The following is a 15,191-nucleotide window of genomic DNA, read 5'->3' on the forward strand; positions in this document are numbered from 1 at the left end:
ACCATGGACCACACCGATCTCGCCCATCGACCCGACGCCGCGCACGGCCAGCAGCATCCGATCGGCATTTACCTGAAGATCTGGGGCCTGCTGTTCGTACTGAGCACGTTGTCGTACATGGTGGATTACTTCCACGTGCAGGGCCTGCTGCGCTGGACGCTGATCATTGTGCTGATGATCGCCAAGGCTGGGCTGATCGTGTCGATTTTCATGCACATGATGTGGGAGCGGCTGGCGCTGGTGTACGCGATCCTGATACCGCCCCTGTGCCTGCTGGTGCTGCTGGTGCTGATGGCTGCCGAAGCGCATCACACCTTCGGCATGCGCGAACTCTTCTTTCATTGATCTCTTCGCCGACCGTTCCTCAGGTGGCAGGCGTTGCGTCCAGCGCCCGGGTAGCAGACGCGCGCCACCGTGGGGTGCGCCGCCAGCGCGAGCGCATTGCTGCCGATGCGTTCCGCGCGCAGCGCCACGGTCTTGGCGCCGACGGCGATGCTTTGTCGACTGCTGAGTCAGTCCGACATGAGATTTTTCGATCAAGTCGTTCAGCACGGAAACAATGTTCGAAACCATTCAATACTTCCATTGGTTTCGTCAAGCATGGAATTCGCCGCCGGATACTTGCACGCATCAGCGGGGTTAATTCAGCACAGGCGCGTGCCTGGAACGCACCGCTCGAAATACAAAACGGCCCGACAAATTGCCGGGCCGTTCATGTTTCCTGGCTCGCTGAAAATTTCGGCGAAAAACACCTTCGAATCAGGCGTGCTTCTCACTAAATTCGCTGAGCGGCACAGGCTGCTTGAGCGGATCGAAGTCGGCCCACCGCCCTTGTTGCCAGTTGCCGGTCGCGCGTTCGATCGCCGCGCCTCCCGCATCGCGCAGCACCCGTGCGGCGTCCAACTGGTTGTCCGGCGACACGTGTACGGCCACCAGCACACCGGAACCACGGATTTCTTCGTCGCTGGCTTCCTGCGTGCGCATCATCGCGCCGACCAATGCACCGACATACGCACTCACCCCGGCTGCGATCAGCGACACGATGAGCGGCGCCGAAAACACCGCGAAGATCCCGACGCCGAGCACGGCGCCAACCGCTGCGCCAATCGTGACGCCTATCTCGGCACCCTTCGGCGCCTCTCTCGCGTTTGCGTCGGTGCTGGTACCACCGCCGGGCTGAAAACGTGCGTGCTGGCCGGGCGGATTGACGAAAAACAGGGTGACGTCCTCCTCGACGAAACCGGCATTGAAGAGCCGTTGCACCGCGTCTTCAGCGGCGGGGAATGTCGTAAAGCGTGCTGCGACGATGAGTGACATGTGGCCTCCTTCCATCATTGACTAGCGGTAGCAGACTATGCCGCCCCACCTCACCCGTGCCGAGGCAAAGGTGCACGCGGTGGCACGCACTGGGACTAGCCATGGTGCCGCGATCGGGTTCCATTCCGTCCACTCTGAGCAGTCCGCTATGTAACACTACGCCTTTGCCGCCGTTCTGGTTGATCACTTTCGCGCACACCGAACGGATACGCTTGCGGCCGTTGCCGAAAGCAGACATCAAGGCGGATTCCAGCGCCATAGCGCGATCCCGGCAGCCAGCTGTTGTGCTTTCGATTTCACAGGCATTTGATCCTCCACTGCGGGTTAAAAGATTAATTATCGATCCGCTGACACGACTGCACGCCACGTGGTCGCCAGCACGAAGATCATTCCTCGGGCTGACGATAGTCACGCGGCGCTATCAATCTCGCGACACGGAGAACTAGAATGAATTATCCGAATCAATCGGGAGAAAAATCGTGCAACTTCACATGGGTTCCCATCAATTCACACACGGCCTGCCCGACTGGCGGGCAGCCGTGCTGGCAGGCGTCATCGCGGGGGCTGTGTTCCTGGCGTTAGGAGTTGTCCTGATGGCAGTGATGACGGGCGGAAGTCTGCTGGAGCCCCCACGCATGGTCGCTGCGATCATGCTGGGACGAGGCGCATTGCAATCGCCGCAATCATTCTCAATTGGCATCGTGCTCGCGGCCTTTGTCGTGCATTTTGGCCTTGCCATCGTATTGGCGCTTATCCTCGGTCTGATCATGACGTCATTCAAGCTTGACTCGAGCATGGGAATGGCTTCACTGGCGGGCGGCGCTTTCGCTGTAGTCGTTTACCTGATCAATTTCTACGGCATGACACAGTTTTTTCCGTGGTTTGCAGAAGCGCGCAACGGCGCCAGCCTGTTCGTTCACATCGTCTTCGGTATCTGCGTCGCGAACCTGTACATGAGACTGGAGCGCAACAGGGTCAGGGCGGACGCGGGCGGCCCGTCGTAGTCCGGTCGTAATCAAACGAGCAGGTCACGAATTCACCGGTGATGCGCGGCGTTCGTATTGACACCGCGGTGCAAATGACAAAAGAGGCGCGATCGAAATCATCACGCCTCTTTTTTTGCAGCCGACCGCAGTCCCCGTCACGTCAATCGATCGCCCTGCCCGCGGTCTCGCGCATGAACGGCAACGGCAGCAACGACACGACACCGCAGCCGATCAGATACCACGCCGGCGCGAGATTGCTGCCCGAAACCTGGATCAGCCAGGTCGCGAAGAACTGCGCGAAGCCACCGAAAATCGACACGCCGAGGCAGTACACAATCGACATGCCGGTCGCGCGAATCGCGCGCGGAAACAGCTCGGGCAGCATCACGATGTTCGGCACCGCGCTGAACGTGACGAGCAGCGCGAGGCCCGCGACCGCCGCGAGCAGCACCGGCACCGTCGGCGACGCATTGATCGTCATGAACGCCGGATAGACGGCGAGAATCAGCAACACGCGCGATACCCACAGCACGCGTTTGCGGCCGACACGATCGGACAGCGCGCCCGCGAACGGCGAGCAGATCACCGTGACGACCGCGCCAGTCCACGCGGCCCACAGCGCGGTCGCCATCGGCAGATGCAGGATGCGGATCGCGTACGTCGACAGATAGAACAGCACGATGTAGTTCGCCGCGGTGCCGCCGATCGTCGTCAGCACGCCGGTCGTGATCGAGCGTGCGTGGTCGCGGAACAGGTCGCGGACCGGCAGCGACGGAGTTTGTGAAGCGGGCTGTGAAGCGGACTGTGAAGCGGGCTGTGAAGCTTCGACGCCCGGCAGCGTCTCGTCGAGATGCCGCCGGATATAGATGCCGATCGGCCCCATCGCCATGCCGATCACGAACGGCACGCGCCAGCCCCAGCTTTCGAGCGCGGCCGGCGACAGCGTCGCGGCCAACGCGACGCCGAGCAGCGACCCCACCACCGTGTTCATCCCCTGGCTCACGAACTGCCAGCTGCCGTAGAAGCCACGCGTGCGATCGCTGCCATATTCGAGCAGCAGCGCCGTCGATGCGCCCACCTCGCCGCCCAGCGCAAAGCCCTGGATCAGCCGCGCGAGGATCACGAGCAGCGGCGCCGCGACGCCGATCGCCGCATAGGTCGGCGCGAACGCGATGATCCCGGAACCGAGCGTCATCAGCCACAGCGTCAGGCTCATCGCGGCCTTGCGTCCCGCGCGGTCCGCGTAGCCGCCCAGCACGATGCCGCCCACCGGCCGCATGATGAAGCCGACGCCGAATGTGCCGACCGCGAGCATCAGTTGCACGAGTTGCCCTTCGACCGGGAAATACAGCTTGCCGATGATCGTCGCGAAGAAGCTGTAGATCGTGAAGTCGAAAAACTCGAGGCCGTTGCCGAGCGTGATCGCGGCGATCGCCTTTGCGTGGCCGACGCGTTTTCGAGGTTGATCGGCTACGCGCTGCGCATCGGGCGCATCGAGTCCGTTGGCGCTCGCGGGCCGCGGTGTGGCGGAATAGTCCATCTGTGTCTCCATCATTGTCTTTGTACTGCCAGGGCAACGCGCTCGCGCGCCGCCGCGTCAAACGAGGAACGTCTGCGCGAGCTTGACCCAGTAGGCCGCGCCGGTCGCGAGGCAAGCGTCGTTGAAGTCGTAGCCGGGGTTATGGACCATGCAGCCGCCCTCGCCGTCACCATTGCCGATGATCAGATAGCTGCCCGCGCAGCGTTCGAGCAGGAACGCGAAGTCCTCGCTGCCGGTCAGCGGCTGCATGTCGCGAATCAGACCGTCTTCGCCGAGCCAATCGAGCGCAACCTGGCGCGCGAGCGCGGTCATGGCCGCATCGTTGACGAGCACCGGGTAGCGGCGCTGATAGTCGACCTCGGCGCGCGCGCCGAACACGGCCGCCTGGCCGGTCGCGACCTCGATGATGCGCTGCTGCAGATGGTCGCGGACCTCGGTCCGCAGCGCGCGCACCGACAGGCGCATCTCGGCGGTCTCGGGAATCACGTTCGGCGCTTCGCCAGCATGAATCGCGCCGACCGTGATGATCGACATATCGAGCGGCGCGATATTGCGCGACACGATGGACTGCAGCGCGAGCACGATCTGCGCGCACACGACGACCGGATCGACCGCCTTGTGCGGCACCGCGCCATGACCGCCGCGGCCGATCACCTTGATGATCACCGTATCCGACGACGCCATGAACGAACCCGGCATGAAGCCCAGTTTGGCCGTAGGAAAGCCCGGCATGTTGTGCATCGCGAACACGGCGTCGCAGGGGAACTGCTCGAACAGGCCGTCGTCGAGCATTTTCTTCGCGCCGGCAAGCCCTTCCTCGGCCGGCTGGAAGATCAGATTCAGCGTGCCGTCGAAACTCTTTTCATGCGCCAGATGCCTGGCGGCGGCGAGCAGCATCGCCGTGTGGCCGTCGTGACCGCATGCGTGCATCTTGCCGGGCAGCTTGCTCGCGTACGGCAGGCCGGTGGTTTCCTGAATCGGCAGCGCGTCCATGTCGGCGCGCAGGCCGAGCCGGCGCGTGCCGTGGCCGAGCTTTAGTTGACCGACCACGCCGGTTTGCCCCATGCCGCGATGCAAGCTGTAGCCCCACTCCCGCAGACGCTCGGCGACCAGATCGCTGGTCGCGAACTCCTCGTAGGCGAGCTCCGGGTGCGCGTGGATGCTGTGTCGCAGCGCGATCATTTCTTCTTCGATTTCGGCGATGCCCGCCGGAATGACCATCGTGTTCATGCCGTCTGTCTCCATGTCAGCGTGAACCGAGCATAGCCGCGCCGAATTTCGAGAGGCAGGCGTAGAATCGTTGCGGGTGCCAACCACCGGTTGCCCCTTTCATACTCCTGATTCGCATGAAACTGCATCAACTCAGTACTTTGGCCGCGATCGCGGATACCGGAAGTATACGGGCCGCCGCCCGCTCGCTGCGGCTGTCGCCGGCCGCCGTGACCAAGGCGATGCGCGAACTCGAAGCCGATCTGCACGCGCCGCTGATCGTGCGCAGCGCGAGCGGCGTCGCATTCACCGAGTTCGGCCGCGCGCTCGTCGTGCATGCGCGGCTCGTGCTCGGCCAGTTGCAGCGCGCGCAAGCCGAGATCGAGGCATTGCGCGGAGCCGCGGCCGGCAAGCTGTCGATCGGCGTCACGCCGTGGGTCGCGCTGACATTTCTGCCGCCCGCCGTGCGGCGATTTCGCGAGCGGATGCCGGACGTGCAGCTGGAGTTTTTCGAAGGCCTGCTCGCGGTCGTGCAGCCGCGTCTGCGCGACGGCAGCCTCGATTTTTCGATCGGTCGGCCGCCGCCCGCGTCGCCGCAGTCGGAGTTTCAGAACGCGCCGCTCTTTTCGACGCACGCGGCGGTGGTCGCGCGGCGCGACCATCCGAAGGCCGGATGCCGCACGCTGCTCGACCTTCAGAACGAGGAATGGATCCTCAACTGGGACCCGGCGAGCCGCGAGTCGATGTCGAACAATCTGTTCGTCAAGCGCAGCATGCGGGTGCCACAAACGATCGTGCTAGCGCATTCGCTCGCGATCGTGCTGGGACTGCTCGCGCACACGGACATGGTCAGCATTTTTCCGTGGCCGCTCGTCGAGGCGATACGCGCGAAGGAGAACCTGTGGGCGCTGCCGCTGCGCGAAACGCTCGACGAAACCATCATCAGCATCACGTCGCGGCGCGGGGCGCCGACGAGCCCGGCGGCCGCCTGCTTTCTCGACTGCCTGCGCGAGACGATCGACGAAAGCGCGCGCTCGCCGGACCCCGAACAGCGCCGGCTGTTTCATTCGATCGAGCTGATGCTATAGCGGCTCCCGCATTTCTGCATGCGGCACCGCCGCGTAGTCAATCGAGAAACTCGCCCGCCCGCTTCCTGAGCATCGCGCTGAAATCGTCGAGCCAGCCGATCGACAGCCGCCAGCTCTGCCAGTACAGATCGACGTCGATATGCTTGCCCGGCGCGACTTCGACCAGTTCGCCGCGCTGCAGATGCCCGGCGACCATCCGCTCGGGGCACATACCCCAGCCGAGGCTCATCACGCACGCGCGCATAAAGCCGGCCACGTGCGGAATCCAGTGCAGCGGCGGATCGATCTCCGCGCGCGTGATGCGCCGCATGAAGCGCTTTTGCAGCTGATCTTTCGGATTGAAGTCGACGCACGGCGTGCGCCGCAGGCTGTCGCGCGTGACGCCGTCGGCGAAATAGCGCGCGAAAAACGCCGGTGAGCACACCGCCAGATATCGCATGCGGCCAAGCCGCGTCGAGCGGCAGCCCTGCACCGGTTCGGCCTGCGTCGTGATCGCGCCCTGCACGCTGCCGTCGCGGATGCGCTGCGCGGTGTAATCCTGGTCGTCGATCACGAGGTCGAGCAGCATCTCGCGTTCGACGCAGAACGGCGCGACCGCGTCGATGAACCAGGTGCCGACGCTGTCGTCGTTGACGGCGACGCGCAGCGCCGGCCACTGCTCGACGAGCGCGCCGGGCAGTGTCGGCAGGCGGCCGTTCAGCTCCGCTTCGAGCAACTGCACGCGCTCGGTATGGCGGCACAGCAGCGCGCCCGAGGTCGTCGCGACGCACGGCTGACCGCGCTTCACCAGCACGCTGCCGACGCGCTCCTCGAGCAGCTTGACCCGCTGCGACACCGCGGACGCAGTGATATTCAGCTCGCTTGCAGCACGGTCGAACGAGCCGTGGCGGACCACGGCGGCCAGCGCATCGAGCAAGGCGTAGTCGAGCATTAGCGTTCCTTAATCGGCATTAAATAAATTAGGTTCTCTTATGTGTCGCAATCACGCAGACTAGCGCGGCTGGAATATTCCGTCTATCCCCATTGCTTCCATTTTTCGGACCATTTATGAACTGGCTGTCTTTCTCCCACGGCGCGGCGCTGTGCGCATCACTGATCGTGACGATCGGCGCGCAGAATGCGTTCGTGCTGCGGCAGGGCATCATGCGCTCGCACGTCGGCAAGATCGTGCTGTTGTGCACGTTGTCGGATTTCATTCTGATCGGCGCGGGCGTCGGCGGCGCCGCGGCGCTGATGGAGCGCTACCCGCGCTTCGTGCACGCGATGCTCTACGTCGGGCTCGCGTATCTCGCCTGGTTCGGCATCAGCGCGCTGCGCCGCGCGGTACGGCCGGGACACGCAGTGCTCGACGGTTCGGGCGGCGCATCCGCCGATCAAGCCCCTGCCACGCAACGCGCGCTGCCGATCATCCTGATGACGCTCGCGTTCACGTGGCTCAATCCGCACGTCTATCTGGACACGTTCCTGTTGATCGGCACGGCCGGCGCGCGTGAACCGCAAGGCGCGCGGGTCGCCTTCGCGCTCGGCGCGATGACCGTCAGCGCGGTGTGGTTCGTTGCGCTCGGCTATGGCGCGCGCATGCTTGCGCCGCTGTTTCGCCGCGCGACTGCATGGCGTGTGCTGGATGGCGCGATCGGCAGCATGGTGTTGCTGCTGGCGGTCACGCAGTTGCGTTGAGCGTTCGACGCGGGCCTTATTCCACGCCCGATTCTTGCCGCGCATGTTGCGCGGCCTGCGCTTCGGCTTCGTCGCGCGGCACGAGATTCATCAGCCGCGCGAGCACCGGCCACTTCAGCAGCGACTGCTCGTAAGCTTCCTTCGCCTGGGCATCGAAATAGCGGCCCGCCTCGAGCTCCGGCAGACGCAGCGCGAGGCCGCTGATATCGTCGAAAGGCCAGCCGCGCGTAGTGTTTTTCGACGTATTGCGCGCGTTCGTCATTTGCCGTCCACCCACACGCCGTCCGGCGTCTTCACCACATAGCCGGACGCGGTCTTCATCGTCACCGTCCCCTCGTTTTCGCCGACCATCTGCGTTTGCGGCAGATTCGTAGCGTACTGCGACAGGCTCACACCCGGCTTGAACGGGCTGTTCGACACGAGATTCGAGAGCAACTGGGCGAGCGCGAGGAAGCTCGACGGATCGTCGATCACCGTGGTCGGCCCATGACTGCCCTGGAAGCCGACCACGCGCACGCCGACCGGCCCGTGCACGATGCGCGGCGTCGGAATCTCGCGCAGGCCCGCGACCTGGTTCGTGTCGCCGCGCAGCGCCGCGCCGTGCTCGGGCACGAACACGATCACCGCGCGCCGCCCGGACGATGCGATCAAATCGGCGAAGCGGTCGAAGTCGCTCATCAGCTTGTTCACGCGCAGCGGATACGAATCGATACTCGTCAGGCTGCTATTCGGCAGCCGGTTGCCGTCGTGCAGGCTGATCGTGTTGTAGTACAGCGCGACCGGCCCCGCGATGCTCGCGCGCTGCGCGTACCACGCGGCGAGCGTCTCGTAGTCGTCGCGGATCGGCGAGCCGTCGAACGCATGCATCGCGACCGGCACGCTCGTGTTCGGAATCAGCGGTACGTTCGGCATGCCGGCGTTGTCGTGGATCAGTTCCAGGAAGTTGTCGAAGTGGCCGTCGTGGTTCAGCATCGTCTGCGGCGTGTAGCCGGCCTGCGCGAGATCGGCGAGCAGATAACACTGCTGCGGCGCGTTCTTGTACAGGTCCGCGTGCGCCTGCTGGCCGCAGCTTGCGCGCAGCACACGAATCGCGGCCGGCCCGCTATAGCTCGCCGCGGTGCTGAAGTTCGTGAACAGATAGTCGAAGTGGGACAGCAGCGGATGATTGCGCGCCTTCGCGACATCGAGGTCGTCCCACGACAGCGAGCAGATGTGCAGCACGATCACGTCGAACTGCGCGTTCGGATCGGCGGCCAGATGGCCGAAGCTGACCTGCCGTTGCGACTCCTGCGTGCGGAACGCGGCAAGCGCAGCGTTATGGTCGAGCGGCTGCGCGGCGAGCGGGTTGTTCGCTCCATTCGCGCCGGCATTCGCCGCTGCGCTCGCCGACGCTCCACGCAATTGCGCCAGCACCACCCCGCCCTCGTGCCACAGCGGAATCGCGACCAGCGCGATCAGCACGAAGGTCGCGACGCGCACCCAGCGATTCACGATCAGATAGCCGACGAGCGCGCCGAGCGCGGCGAGCAGCAGCATCGGTGGCAGGAAGCGCTGCGCCAGTTCCAGCCAGTAGCCGTAGCTGAACGTGGTCAGATTGCCGAACTCCTCGGTCAGACGCGAGAACGGCGGCACGTTCGCCTCGTGGTACATCAGCGGTATGCCGAGCGCGAGACCGGCCAGGTTGCGCACGATGCGCAGCGCGCGCCGGCGCAGCGTCGAAGTCACGACGAGCGCGAGCGCGAAGCCGAGATTCGCGAGCCATAGCGGCTGCAGATGGCCGCCCGCGAACAGGTACAGCTTGAGGATGAAGTACAGGTTCCACAAAGTCATCGACAGGTTCTCTCATTGGCCTGCGCACGACACGATGCGCGCAGGCTGTATCAATAGCGGGTGCGGTCGAGCGCGAGCAGCGTCTCGCAGGCACGCGCGAGCCCGCCCCACAGTCGCGAATAGCCTTCGACGCCCATCGCGAGCACTTCCTTCAAACCGCGCAGCGGCGCGTCCTCGCTGGTTTGCTCATGCCAGTCGAGCCACGCGTCGGCGCGGCCGAACGTGCATTGCACGAGTTGCCGTTCCTGTTCGAGCGTGAGACCGTCGAAGCGCACGCCGAGGTGCCGGCCGACGCAGCGGCTCACGTACACCGGAAAATGGAACTGGCGATCGCCGCGGCTCAGGCACACGCCGAGACTGTCGCCCGGCGCCAGATTCAATCCCGGCTCGATATCGAGACCGAGGCCGCCGGTCGAATAGTCGCTGGTCGTGCAGGCGAGCGTCGTGCCGTCCGCGAGCAGCAGCGTCGCCGCCGCGCGCATCGCGATGCGATGTGTGACGCGCACCTGCTTCGCCTCGCGCGCAACGCTCGAGGCCGCGCCGAGCATCACGAGGTTGTAGAGCGTCCAGAACACGTTCATCAGGATCGTCGCCGTTTCGCCGCTTTGCCCGAACATCAGCCGGTACACGCCGGCTGCGAGCGCGCCGCTGTTCAGTGCGAGCAGCACCAGATACGGCTTCGACGTCGACCAGTCGAAGTAGCCCTCGCCGATGCGCCCGCCCTTGTCGGTCACGTTGAACTTGCCGTGCTTCGGGCTGAAGAACGCGATCGTGGTCGGCAGCACGATGTACCACGCAAGCACCGACTCGTAGACCTCGGCCCAGAACGAGTGACGGTACTTGCCTTGCATGCGCGAGTTCGCGATGTTCGCGAGCACGATGTACGGCAGCACGAATCCGGCGATCGTCGTCGCCGATGCGTTGATGAAGTACATCTGGAAGAACAGGTACGCCATCGGCATCGTCAGGAATACGAGCCGCGGCACGCCGTAGAAGAAATGCAGCATCGCGTTGCCGTAGCAGAGCCGCTGGAAAAAGCCCAGCCCGCGGCCGATGAACGGATTGTCGATGCGAAAGATCTGCGCCATGCCGCGCGCCCAGCGCGTGCGCTGCTGGATGTGGCCCGCGAGGCTTTCGGTCGCGAGACCGGCGGCCTGCACGGTCGGCAGATAGGCGGTCGTATAGCCGCGCCGGTGCAGCTTCAGCGCGGTGTGCGCGTCTTCGGTGACGGTCTCCACCGCGATGCCGCCCACTTCTTCGAGCGCTTCGCGTTTGAGGATCGCGCACGAGCCGCAGAAGAACGACGCGTTCCACAGATCGTTGCCCGACTGCACGAGCCCGTAGAACAGATTGCCCTCGTTCGGCACGCGCCGGAACGTGCCGAGGTTGCGCTCGAACGGGTCCGGCGAAAAGAAGTGATGCGGCGTCTGCACCATCGCGCAGCGCGCGTCGCGCAGGAACGTGCCCATCGTCGTTTGCAGGAACGAGCGCGTCGGCACGTGATCGCAATCGAAGATCGCGACGTACTCGCCCTGTGTGCGGCCGAGCGCGCTATTGATGTTGCCGGCTTTCGCGTGACGGTTGTCGTCGCGCGTCAGATAGCCGATGCCGCAGGCTTGCGCGAAGGCTCTGAATTCGTCGCGGCGGCCATCGTCGAGCAGATAGACGCGCAGCTTGTCGGCGGGCCAGTCGATGCCTTGCGCGGCGAACACGGTGGACCGCACGACTGCCAGGGGTTCGTTGTAGGTGGGGATATAGATGTCGACGCTCGGCCAGCTCGATGTGTCGGCGGGCAGCTTCGCGACCGCGCGCTTCAGCGGCCACGCGGTCTGCACGAAACCGAGCAGCAGAATCACCCATGTGTATGCTTCCGCGCCGAACAGCAGATAACCGAGTATCGCCTCCCCCGGCGTCTGGAACGACAGCGTCTGGGTGACGCGCCACCACACGTAGCGCACCATCGCCAGCATCGCGAGCGTGGTCAGGATCAGCACCGGCATGCGGCCCGGAAAGCGTCGCACGATCAGCGCGATGATCACTAGCACGGCGAAGAACTCGAACTGACCGTCGGACTGTAGCGGCGACGTACCGATCACCGCCCACAAACCGATGCCCGCGACAACCATCAACGGCAGCAGCCAGCGAATATGACCGACGCGCTGCGTCGCGTCTTCGAGCCGCGTGCCCCAGCGCTGCCACGGCAGGCTCGCCAGCAGCGCGTCGACGCGCTCGCGCCCGCGCCGCCCGAGCAACCAGAGCGGCACGAGCCAACGGTCGATCCAGGCGGCCAGCGCGCGTACAGTCGCCGCCGCGCTTCTCGATGACGAACGCGGCGCACGCACGAACGCGCGCCACAGCCACGCACGCAGTCGATGCGGTTCGAGCACGCCCCATTGCAGCGCGAAATGCAGCACGGCCGCGCGCATCCAGCGGCGCGCGTAATCGGGCTTGCCCGGCGCGGACGGCTGGAAGAACAGCCGCACGAACCAGTCGAGCGGCGTGCGCGTGGCGGGCACGCCAAGGCCACGCGCGACCCAGTCGAGCGCACGCGTGCGCAACGAACGCGTTTCCCGTTCGCTCATGACCCGCCGTCCCGCCGATCGAGCGGCGCCGTGGCGTCGGTGAGCCACGCGTCGAGCCAATTCGCGAGCCCCTGCAGATCGTGCGACGCCTGCGAATGCGGGGCGTCGTCGAACAGCCATGTGCCGCGCGCGAACGACTCGGGCAACGCGACATCGAGATGCACGCGCTGCGCGAGCGGCAGCTTGTCGCCGAGCGCCGCGCCGAGCATCGCCAGCACGTCGCGCTGCATGTCGCGCGCGGGGTTCAGCCGGTTCACGATGATGCGCAGTTGCGCGCACGCGTCGCGCAGCGCTCCGAGCCGCGCGACCAGCGTCGCGCACGCGGCCGGTTCGGGCGGGGTCACGCACAGCGCGAGGTCCGCGCAACGCAGCGCGTGCTCGGCCTGCTGCGACGGATAGCGCGCGGTGTCGATCAGCACGACGCCATCGCGCGGCAGATCGAGCTCGGCGAGCGCGTGGGCGAGCCAGCGCGGCTCGGCGGCGAGGCGTGCGTCGCACTGCGTGCTTTGCGCGGTGGACACCGCGCCGTACGGCACGAACAGCACGCCGTCCGCGTTGCGCCACGTGTGGGCATGCCATGCGGTGTCCGCATCGAGCAGCGCCTGCGACAGACCGGTCGCCGCGAGACCGTCGATGCCGAGCTGCGCGCCGAGCATGTTCTGCGGATCGAAGTCGAGCGCGACGACCTGGCGGCCGCGGCGCGCGAGCAATACCGCGAGCACGGCGGTCAAGGTGGTGCGGCCGGTGCCGCCCGCGGTCGAGACGATGGCGATCGTTTTCATCGCGTCACCTCGTCCGGGGTCGTGTCGAGCGCCGGCAGCAGACGCGCGCGCAGCGCGACCGGCTCGATCTCGCACGGCACCGCGTCGCGCGGATCGAAGTCGCGCATGGCCGCAAGACCGCGCCGTGCGCCGACGCGCTGCCAGACGATCCACACCGGCAGCGCGACGACCATGCCGGCCACGAAACACAGCAGAACCAGTTCGATCATTCGATGCTCCTCGCGCGCACCGGCATCGCGCTCGGTTCCGCGCGACGGCGCGCTGGCACGGATTGGGTTCGGCGGCGCTCAGTAGCGAGCGGCTTCGCTTCGGCTGATTCGCTCGGCCGGGTTGGCGCAGACGTTGGCGCGGCGTCGGCTTCGCACTCGGCACGCGCATGAACCAACGCCTCTTCCACCTGCGCAAGTTGCACAGCGGCCACGTGTGCGGCTTCGCCTGCGGCTGCGGCGAGCGGCGAGCTCAAAGGCGCGCCATCACGCATCGACGCCGTGAACATATCGCTGTAATCGGCAATCCGATTGCGCCGGTTGGCTGCGTCCAGCGCGTCGAGTTCGGCGCCGATGCTCTGCTCCGCCAGATGCACGAGCGAATCGGCGAGCTGTTCGACCGGCACATCGATGATCCGCGCCAGCGCGGCGTCCGCATCGGCAAGCCGGCAGGCGAACAGGAACACGTACAGATGCGATGCGTCGACGGTCAGCACGTCGCCCGCGCGGCGCGGCACGCAGTGCTTCAGCGCATCGACGTGCGCGCATTGCGGCAGCAGTGTCAGCTTCACGAGCACATGCGGCAGGTGCAGCACGGCGCTGCGTGCGAGCACGAGGCGCACGCGCTCGCAGAACGCTCCGGCCGGCAGATAGCCGCGCACGTCGTCGCTCAACGCGGCACTCAATGCGCTGCGATAGTCGGCGGCGACCGGCCGCGTGTGGAGTTGCCCCTGCAACGACTGCAGCAGCGACTGCATGCGCGAGAACGGCAGGTCGCGGCCGAGCACGAGGTTCGCACCGAGCGTCAACACGAGCAGCTCGTATTGATGGCGCAGCACTTCGCCCCGCTCGACGACGACGATCTTCAGCGCGCGCCCGGCCTGGCGGCGCAGCGTATGAACCGTCGCGCACAACGCGTCGAGCTGCGCGCCGCCCGCGTAATCGAGCACCACGGTCGCGGCCTGCGCATCGGCGCACGCGCTCAGCACCGCGGCCTGATCGGCGCACACTTCCCAATGCGGCGGCAGCCACGCCTCGTGACCGCGCACCACCGCGCGGCTCACGACGACACGCTGTTCGTCGCGCGCGAGCAGGCGTTCGCCGCGCGCGACGCTGCTGGCCAGCGCATCGGGCGCGACGCTGAGATGGCCACTCTCGGTAAACCGCAGCGAGCGGACTTCGCCCGTCACCAGCGTGCGATCCGCGCGCCAGAAGTCGGCATGCCACAGCAGCTCGCCGTGCGTGCGCTCCATCCGTGCGACGCCCGCGCATGCCGCATGGAACGCGTTGCGGCGTGACGCATCGACGACGCCATCCGGCGCGCCGCGCATGTCGAGTGAATCGTCGTCGCCATTTGCATCGACGCCGAGCAGCAGCACCAGCGTGATACGCCGTGCCGCGCACCAGTTCGCGAGCATGCGGCCTTCGCGCGCGAGCGCGGCGGCGTCGTGCCAGTTGAACCAGCGCTCGGCGCCTTCGATGAAATACAGCGAGCCCGCACGAAAACCGAAGCGCTTCAGCGCGCGCAGCCCGCCGAACAGTTTGCCGTGCGTCGCGGCGCTGTCGGCGGGCTGCTCCGACTCTTGCGCACCATCGACGGCAGGCATCGCGAGCACGTTCAGATTGCGCGGCCAGCCCGCGGCCGGCGCGTTGGCGCTGAAGCCCAACTCGCGCAAACGCTCGGCAACGGCCGCGCGTTCACGCGCGAGCACGACCGTCACGTCGCGTGTGAGCGCGGTACGCGCGCTTTCCCGGATCAGCGTGTCGACGCCCGGCGTGCGCGGCGCTGCATAGATCGCATACAGCTTGCCCGCTTCGAGCGCCGCCCATTCGCCCGGCAAGGCCTCGATCGCGAGAAGGCCGACCGGCTGTGCGCGACGCTGCGCGCCGGTGCCGCCGAACCTGCGCAGCCAGCGTCGCAGGAAAGCGCGCGCGGGAGTTTGAGTTGGATTCGAAACGGTGTTCACGTCTGCT

At 66.0% G+C, this 15,191-nt stretch carries 14 protein-coding genes; 4 read left to right on the forward strand and 10 right to left on the reverse strand.

Going from position 1 to position 15,191, the window contains the following annotated elements; translation table 11 throughout:
* Window positions 1-3: 3 nt before the first annotated feature.
* On the forward strand, window positions 4-345 hold the full coding sequence (locus tag QFZ94_RS24545) for a cytochrome C oxidase subunit IV family protein (protein ID WP_013089047.1): 342 nt from the start codon (window positions 4-6) through the stop codon (window positions 343-345).
* Between the two features lie 414 nt (window positions 346-759).
* Here QFZ94_RS24545 and QFZ94_RS24550 read toward each other — a convergent pair whose 3' ends face one another.
* Entirely contained in the window at window positions 760-1,317 is a 558-nt protein-coding gene (locus QFZ94_RS24550) for a glycine zipper domain-containing protein (RefSeq protein WP_176378067.1), read from the reverse strand.
* A 491-nt stretch (window positions 1,318-1,808) separates the two neighbouring features.
* Here QFZ94_RS24550 and QFZ94_RS24555 point away from each other — a divergent pair, with 491 nt between their 5' ends.
* A complete protein-coding gene (locus QFZ94_RS24555) occupies window positions 1,809-2,321 on the forward strand; it encodes a hypothetical protein (protein WP_152852245.1) in 513 nt (170 codons plus the stop codon).
* Window positions 2,322-2,463: 142 nt separating this feature from the next.
* On the opposite strand, the gene QFZ94_RS24560 is transcribed toward QFZ94_RS24555, so the two are convergent.
* Together QFZ94_RS24560 and QFZ94_RS24565 are read right to left on the reverse strand one after the other, a co-directional pair.
* Entirely contained in the window at window positions 2,464-3,843 is a 1,380-nt protein-coding gene (locus tag QFZ94_RS24560) for an MFS transporter (protein WP_429460185.1), read from the reverse strand.
* A gap of 57 nt (window positions 3,844-3,900) precedes the next feature.
* On the reverse strand, window positions 3,901-5,073 hold the full coding sequence (locus QFZ94_RS24565; RefSeq protein ID WP_429460187.1) for a M20 aminoacylase family protein: 1,173 nt from the start codon (window positions 5,071-5,073) through the stop codon (window positions 3,901-3,903).
* Window positions 5,074-5,189: 116 nt separating this feature from the next.
* On the opposite strand from QFZ94_RS24565, the gene QFZ94_RS24570 reads away from it, so the two are divergent.
* Complete coding sequence (locus tag QFZ94_RS24570; protein ID WP_429460189.1) at window positions 5,190-6,140, forward strand: LysR substrate-binding domain-containing protein; 951 nt, start codon at window positions 5,190-5,192, stop codon at window positions 6,138-6,140.
* A 37-nt stretch (window positions 6,141-6,177) separates the two neighbouring features.
* On the opposite strand, the gene QFZ94_RS24575 is transcribed toward QFZ94_RS24570, so the two are convergent.
* A complete protein-coding gene (locus QFZ94_RS24575) occupies window positions 6,178-7,071 on the reverse strand; it encodes a LysR family transcriptional regulator ArgP (RefSeq protein ID WP_176109003.1) in 894 nt (297 codons plus the stop codon).
* Window positions 7,072-7,187: 116 nt separating this feature from the next.
* Between QFZ94_RS24575 and QFZ94_RS24580 the strand changes: the two genes are divergently transcribed.
* A complete protein-coding gene (locus QFZ94_RS24580) occupies window positions 7,188-7,817 on the forward strand; it encodes a LysE/ArgO family amino acid transporter (protein ID WP_429460191.1) in 630 nt (209 codons plus the stop codon).
* A 16-nt stretch (window positions 7,818-7,833) separates the two neighbouring features.
* Here QFZ94_RS24580 and QFZ94_RS24585 read toward each other — a convergent pair whose 3' ends face one another.
* Genes QFZ94_RS24585 through bcsE form a run of 6 tightly spaced genes read right to left on the reverse strand, consistent with a single transcriptional unit; the run spans window position 7,834 to window position 15,184 of the window.
* Window positions 7,834-8,079, reverse strand: a complete 246-nt coding sequence (locus QFZ94_RS24585) for a hypothetical protein (protein WP_368587497.1) — start codon at window positions 8,077-8,079, stop codon at window positions 7,834-7,836.
* Window positions 8,076-9,647 carry a cellulose biosynthesis protein BcsG gene (gene bcsG / locus QFZ94_RS24590; RefSeq protein ID WP_429460193.1) on the reverse strand — a complete coding sequence of 524 codons (1,572 nt, stop codon included), beginning with the start codon at window positions 9,645-9,647 and terminating at the stop codon, window positions 8,076-8,078. The genes QFZ94_RS24585 and bcsG overlap by 4 nt, the downstream gene beginning before the upstream one ends.
* A gap of 50 nt (window positions 9,648-9,697) precedes the next feature.
* The gene (bcsA, locus tag QFZ94_RS24595; protein WP_429460195.1) at window positions 9,698-12,229 is read right to left on the reverse strand and encodes a UDP-forming cellulose synthase catalytic subunit; all 2,532 of its coding nucleotides are present in this window, start codon (window positions 12,227-12,229) and stop codon (window positions 9,698-9,700) included.
* Complete coding sequence (gene bcsQ / locus QFZ94_RS24600) at window positions 12,226-13,011, reverse strand: cellulose biosynthesis protein BcsQ (protein WP_368587500.1); 786 nt, start codon at window positions 13,009-13,011, stop codon at window positions 12,226-12,228. The genes bcsA and bcsQ overlap by 4 nt, the downstream gene beginning before the upstream one ends.
* On the reverse strand, window positions 13,008-13,220 hold the full coding sequence (locus QFZ94_RS24605) for a hypothetical protein (protein WP_410851885.1): 213 nt from the start codon (window positions 13,218-13,220) through the stop codon (window positions 13,008-13,010). Before QFZ94_RS24605 ends, bcsQ begins: the two co-directional genes overlap by 4 nt.
* Entirely contained in the window at window positions 13,217-15,184 is a 1,968-nt protein-coding gene (bcsE, locus tag QFZ94_RS24610; RefSeq protein ID WP_429460199.1) for a cellulose biosynthesis protein BcsE, read from the reverse strand. Before bcsE ends, QFZ94_RS24605 begins: the two co-directional genes overlap by 4 nt.
* Window positions 15,185-15,191: the final 7 nt, after the last annotated feature.

It is taken from the genome of Paraburkholderia sp. JPY465, assembly GCF_050436725.1.
Lineage (GTDB): Bacteria > Pseudomonadota > Gammaproteobacteria > Burkholderiales > Burkholderiaceae > Paraburkholderia > Paraburkholderia youngii.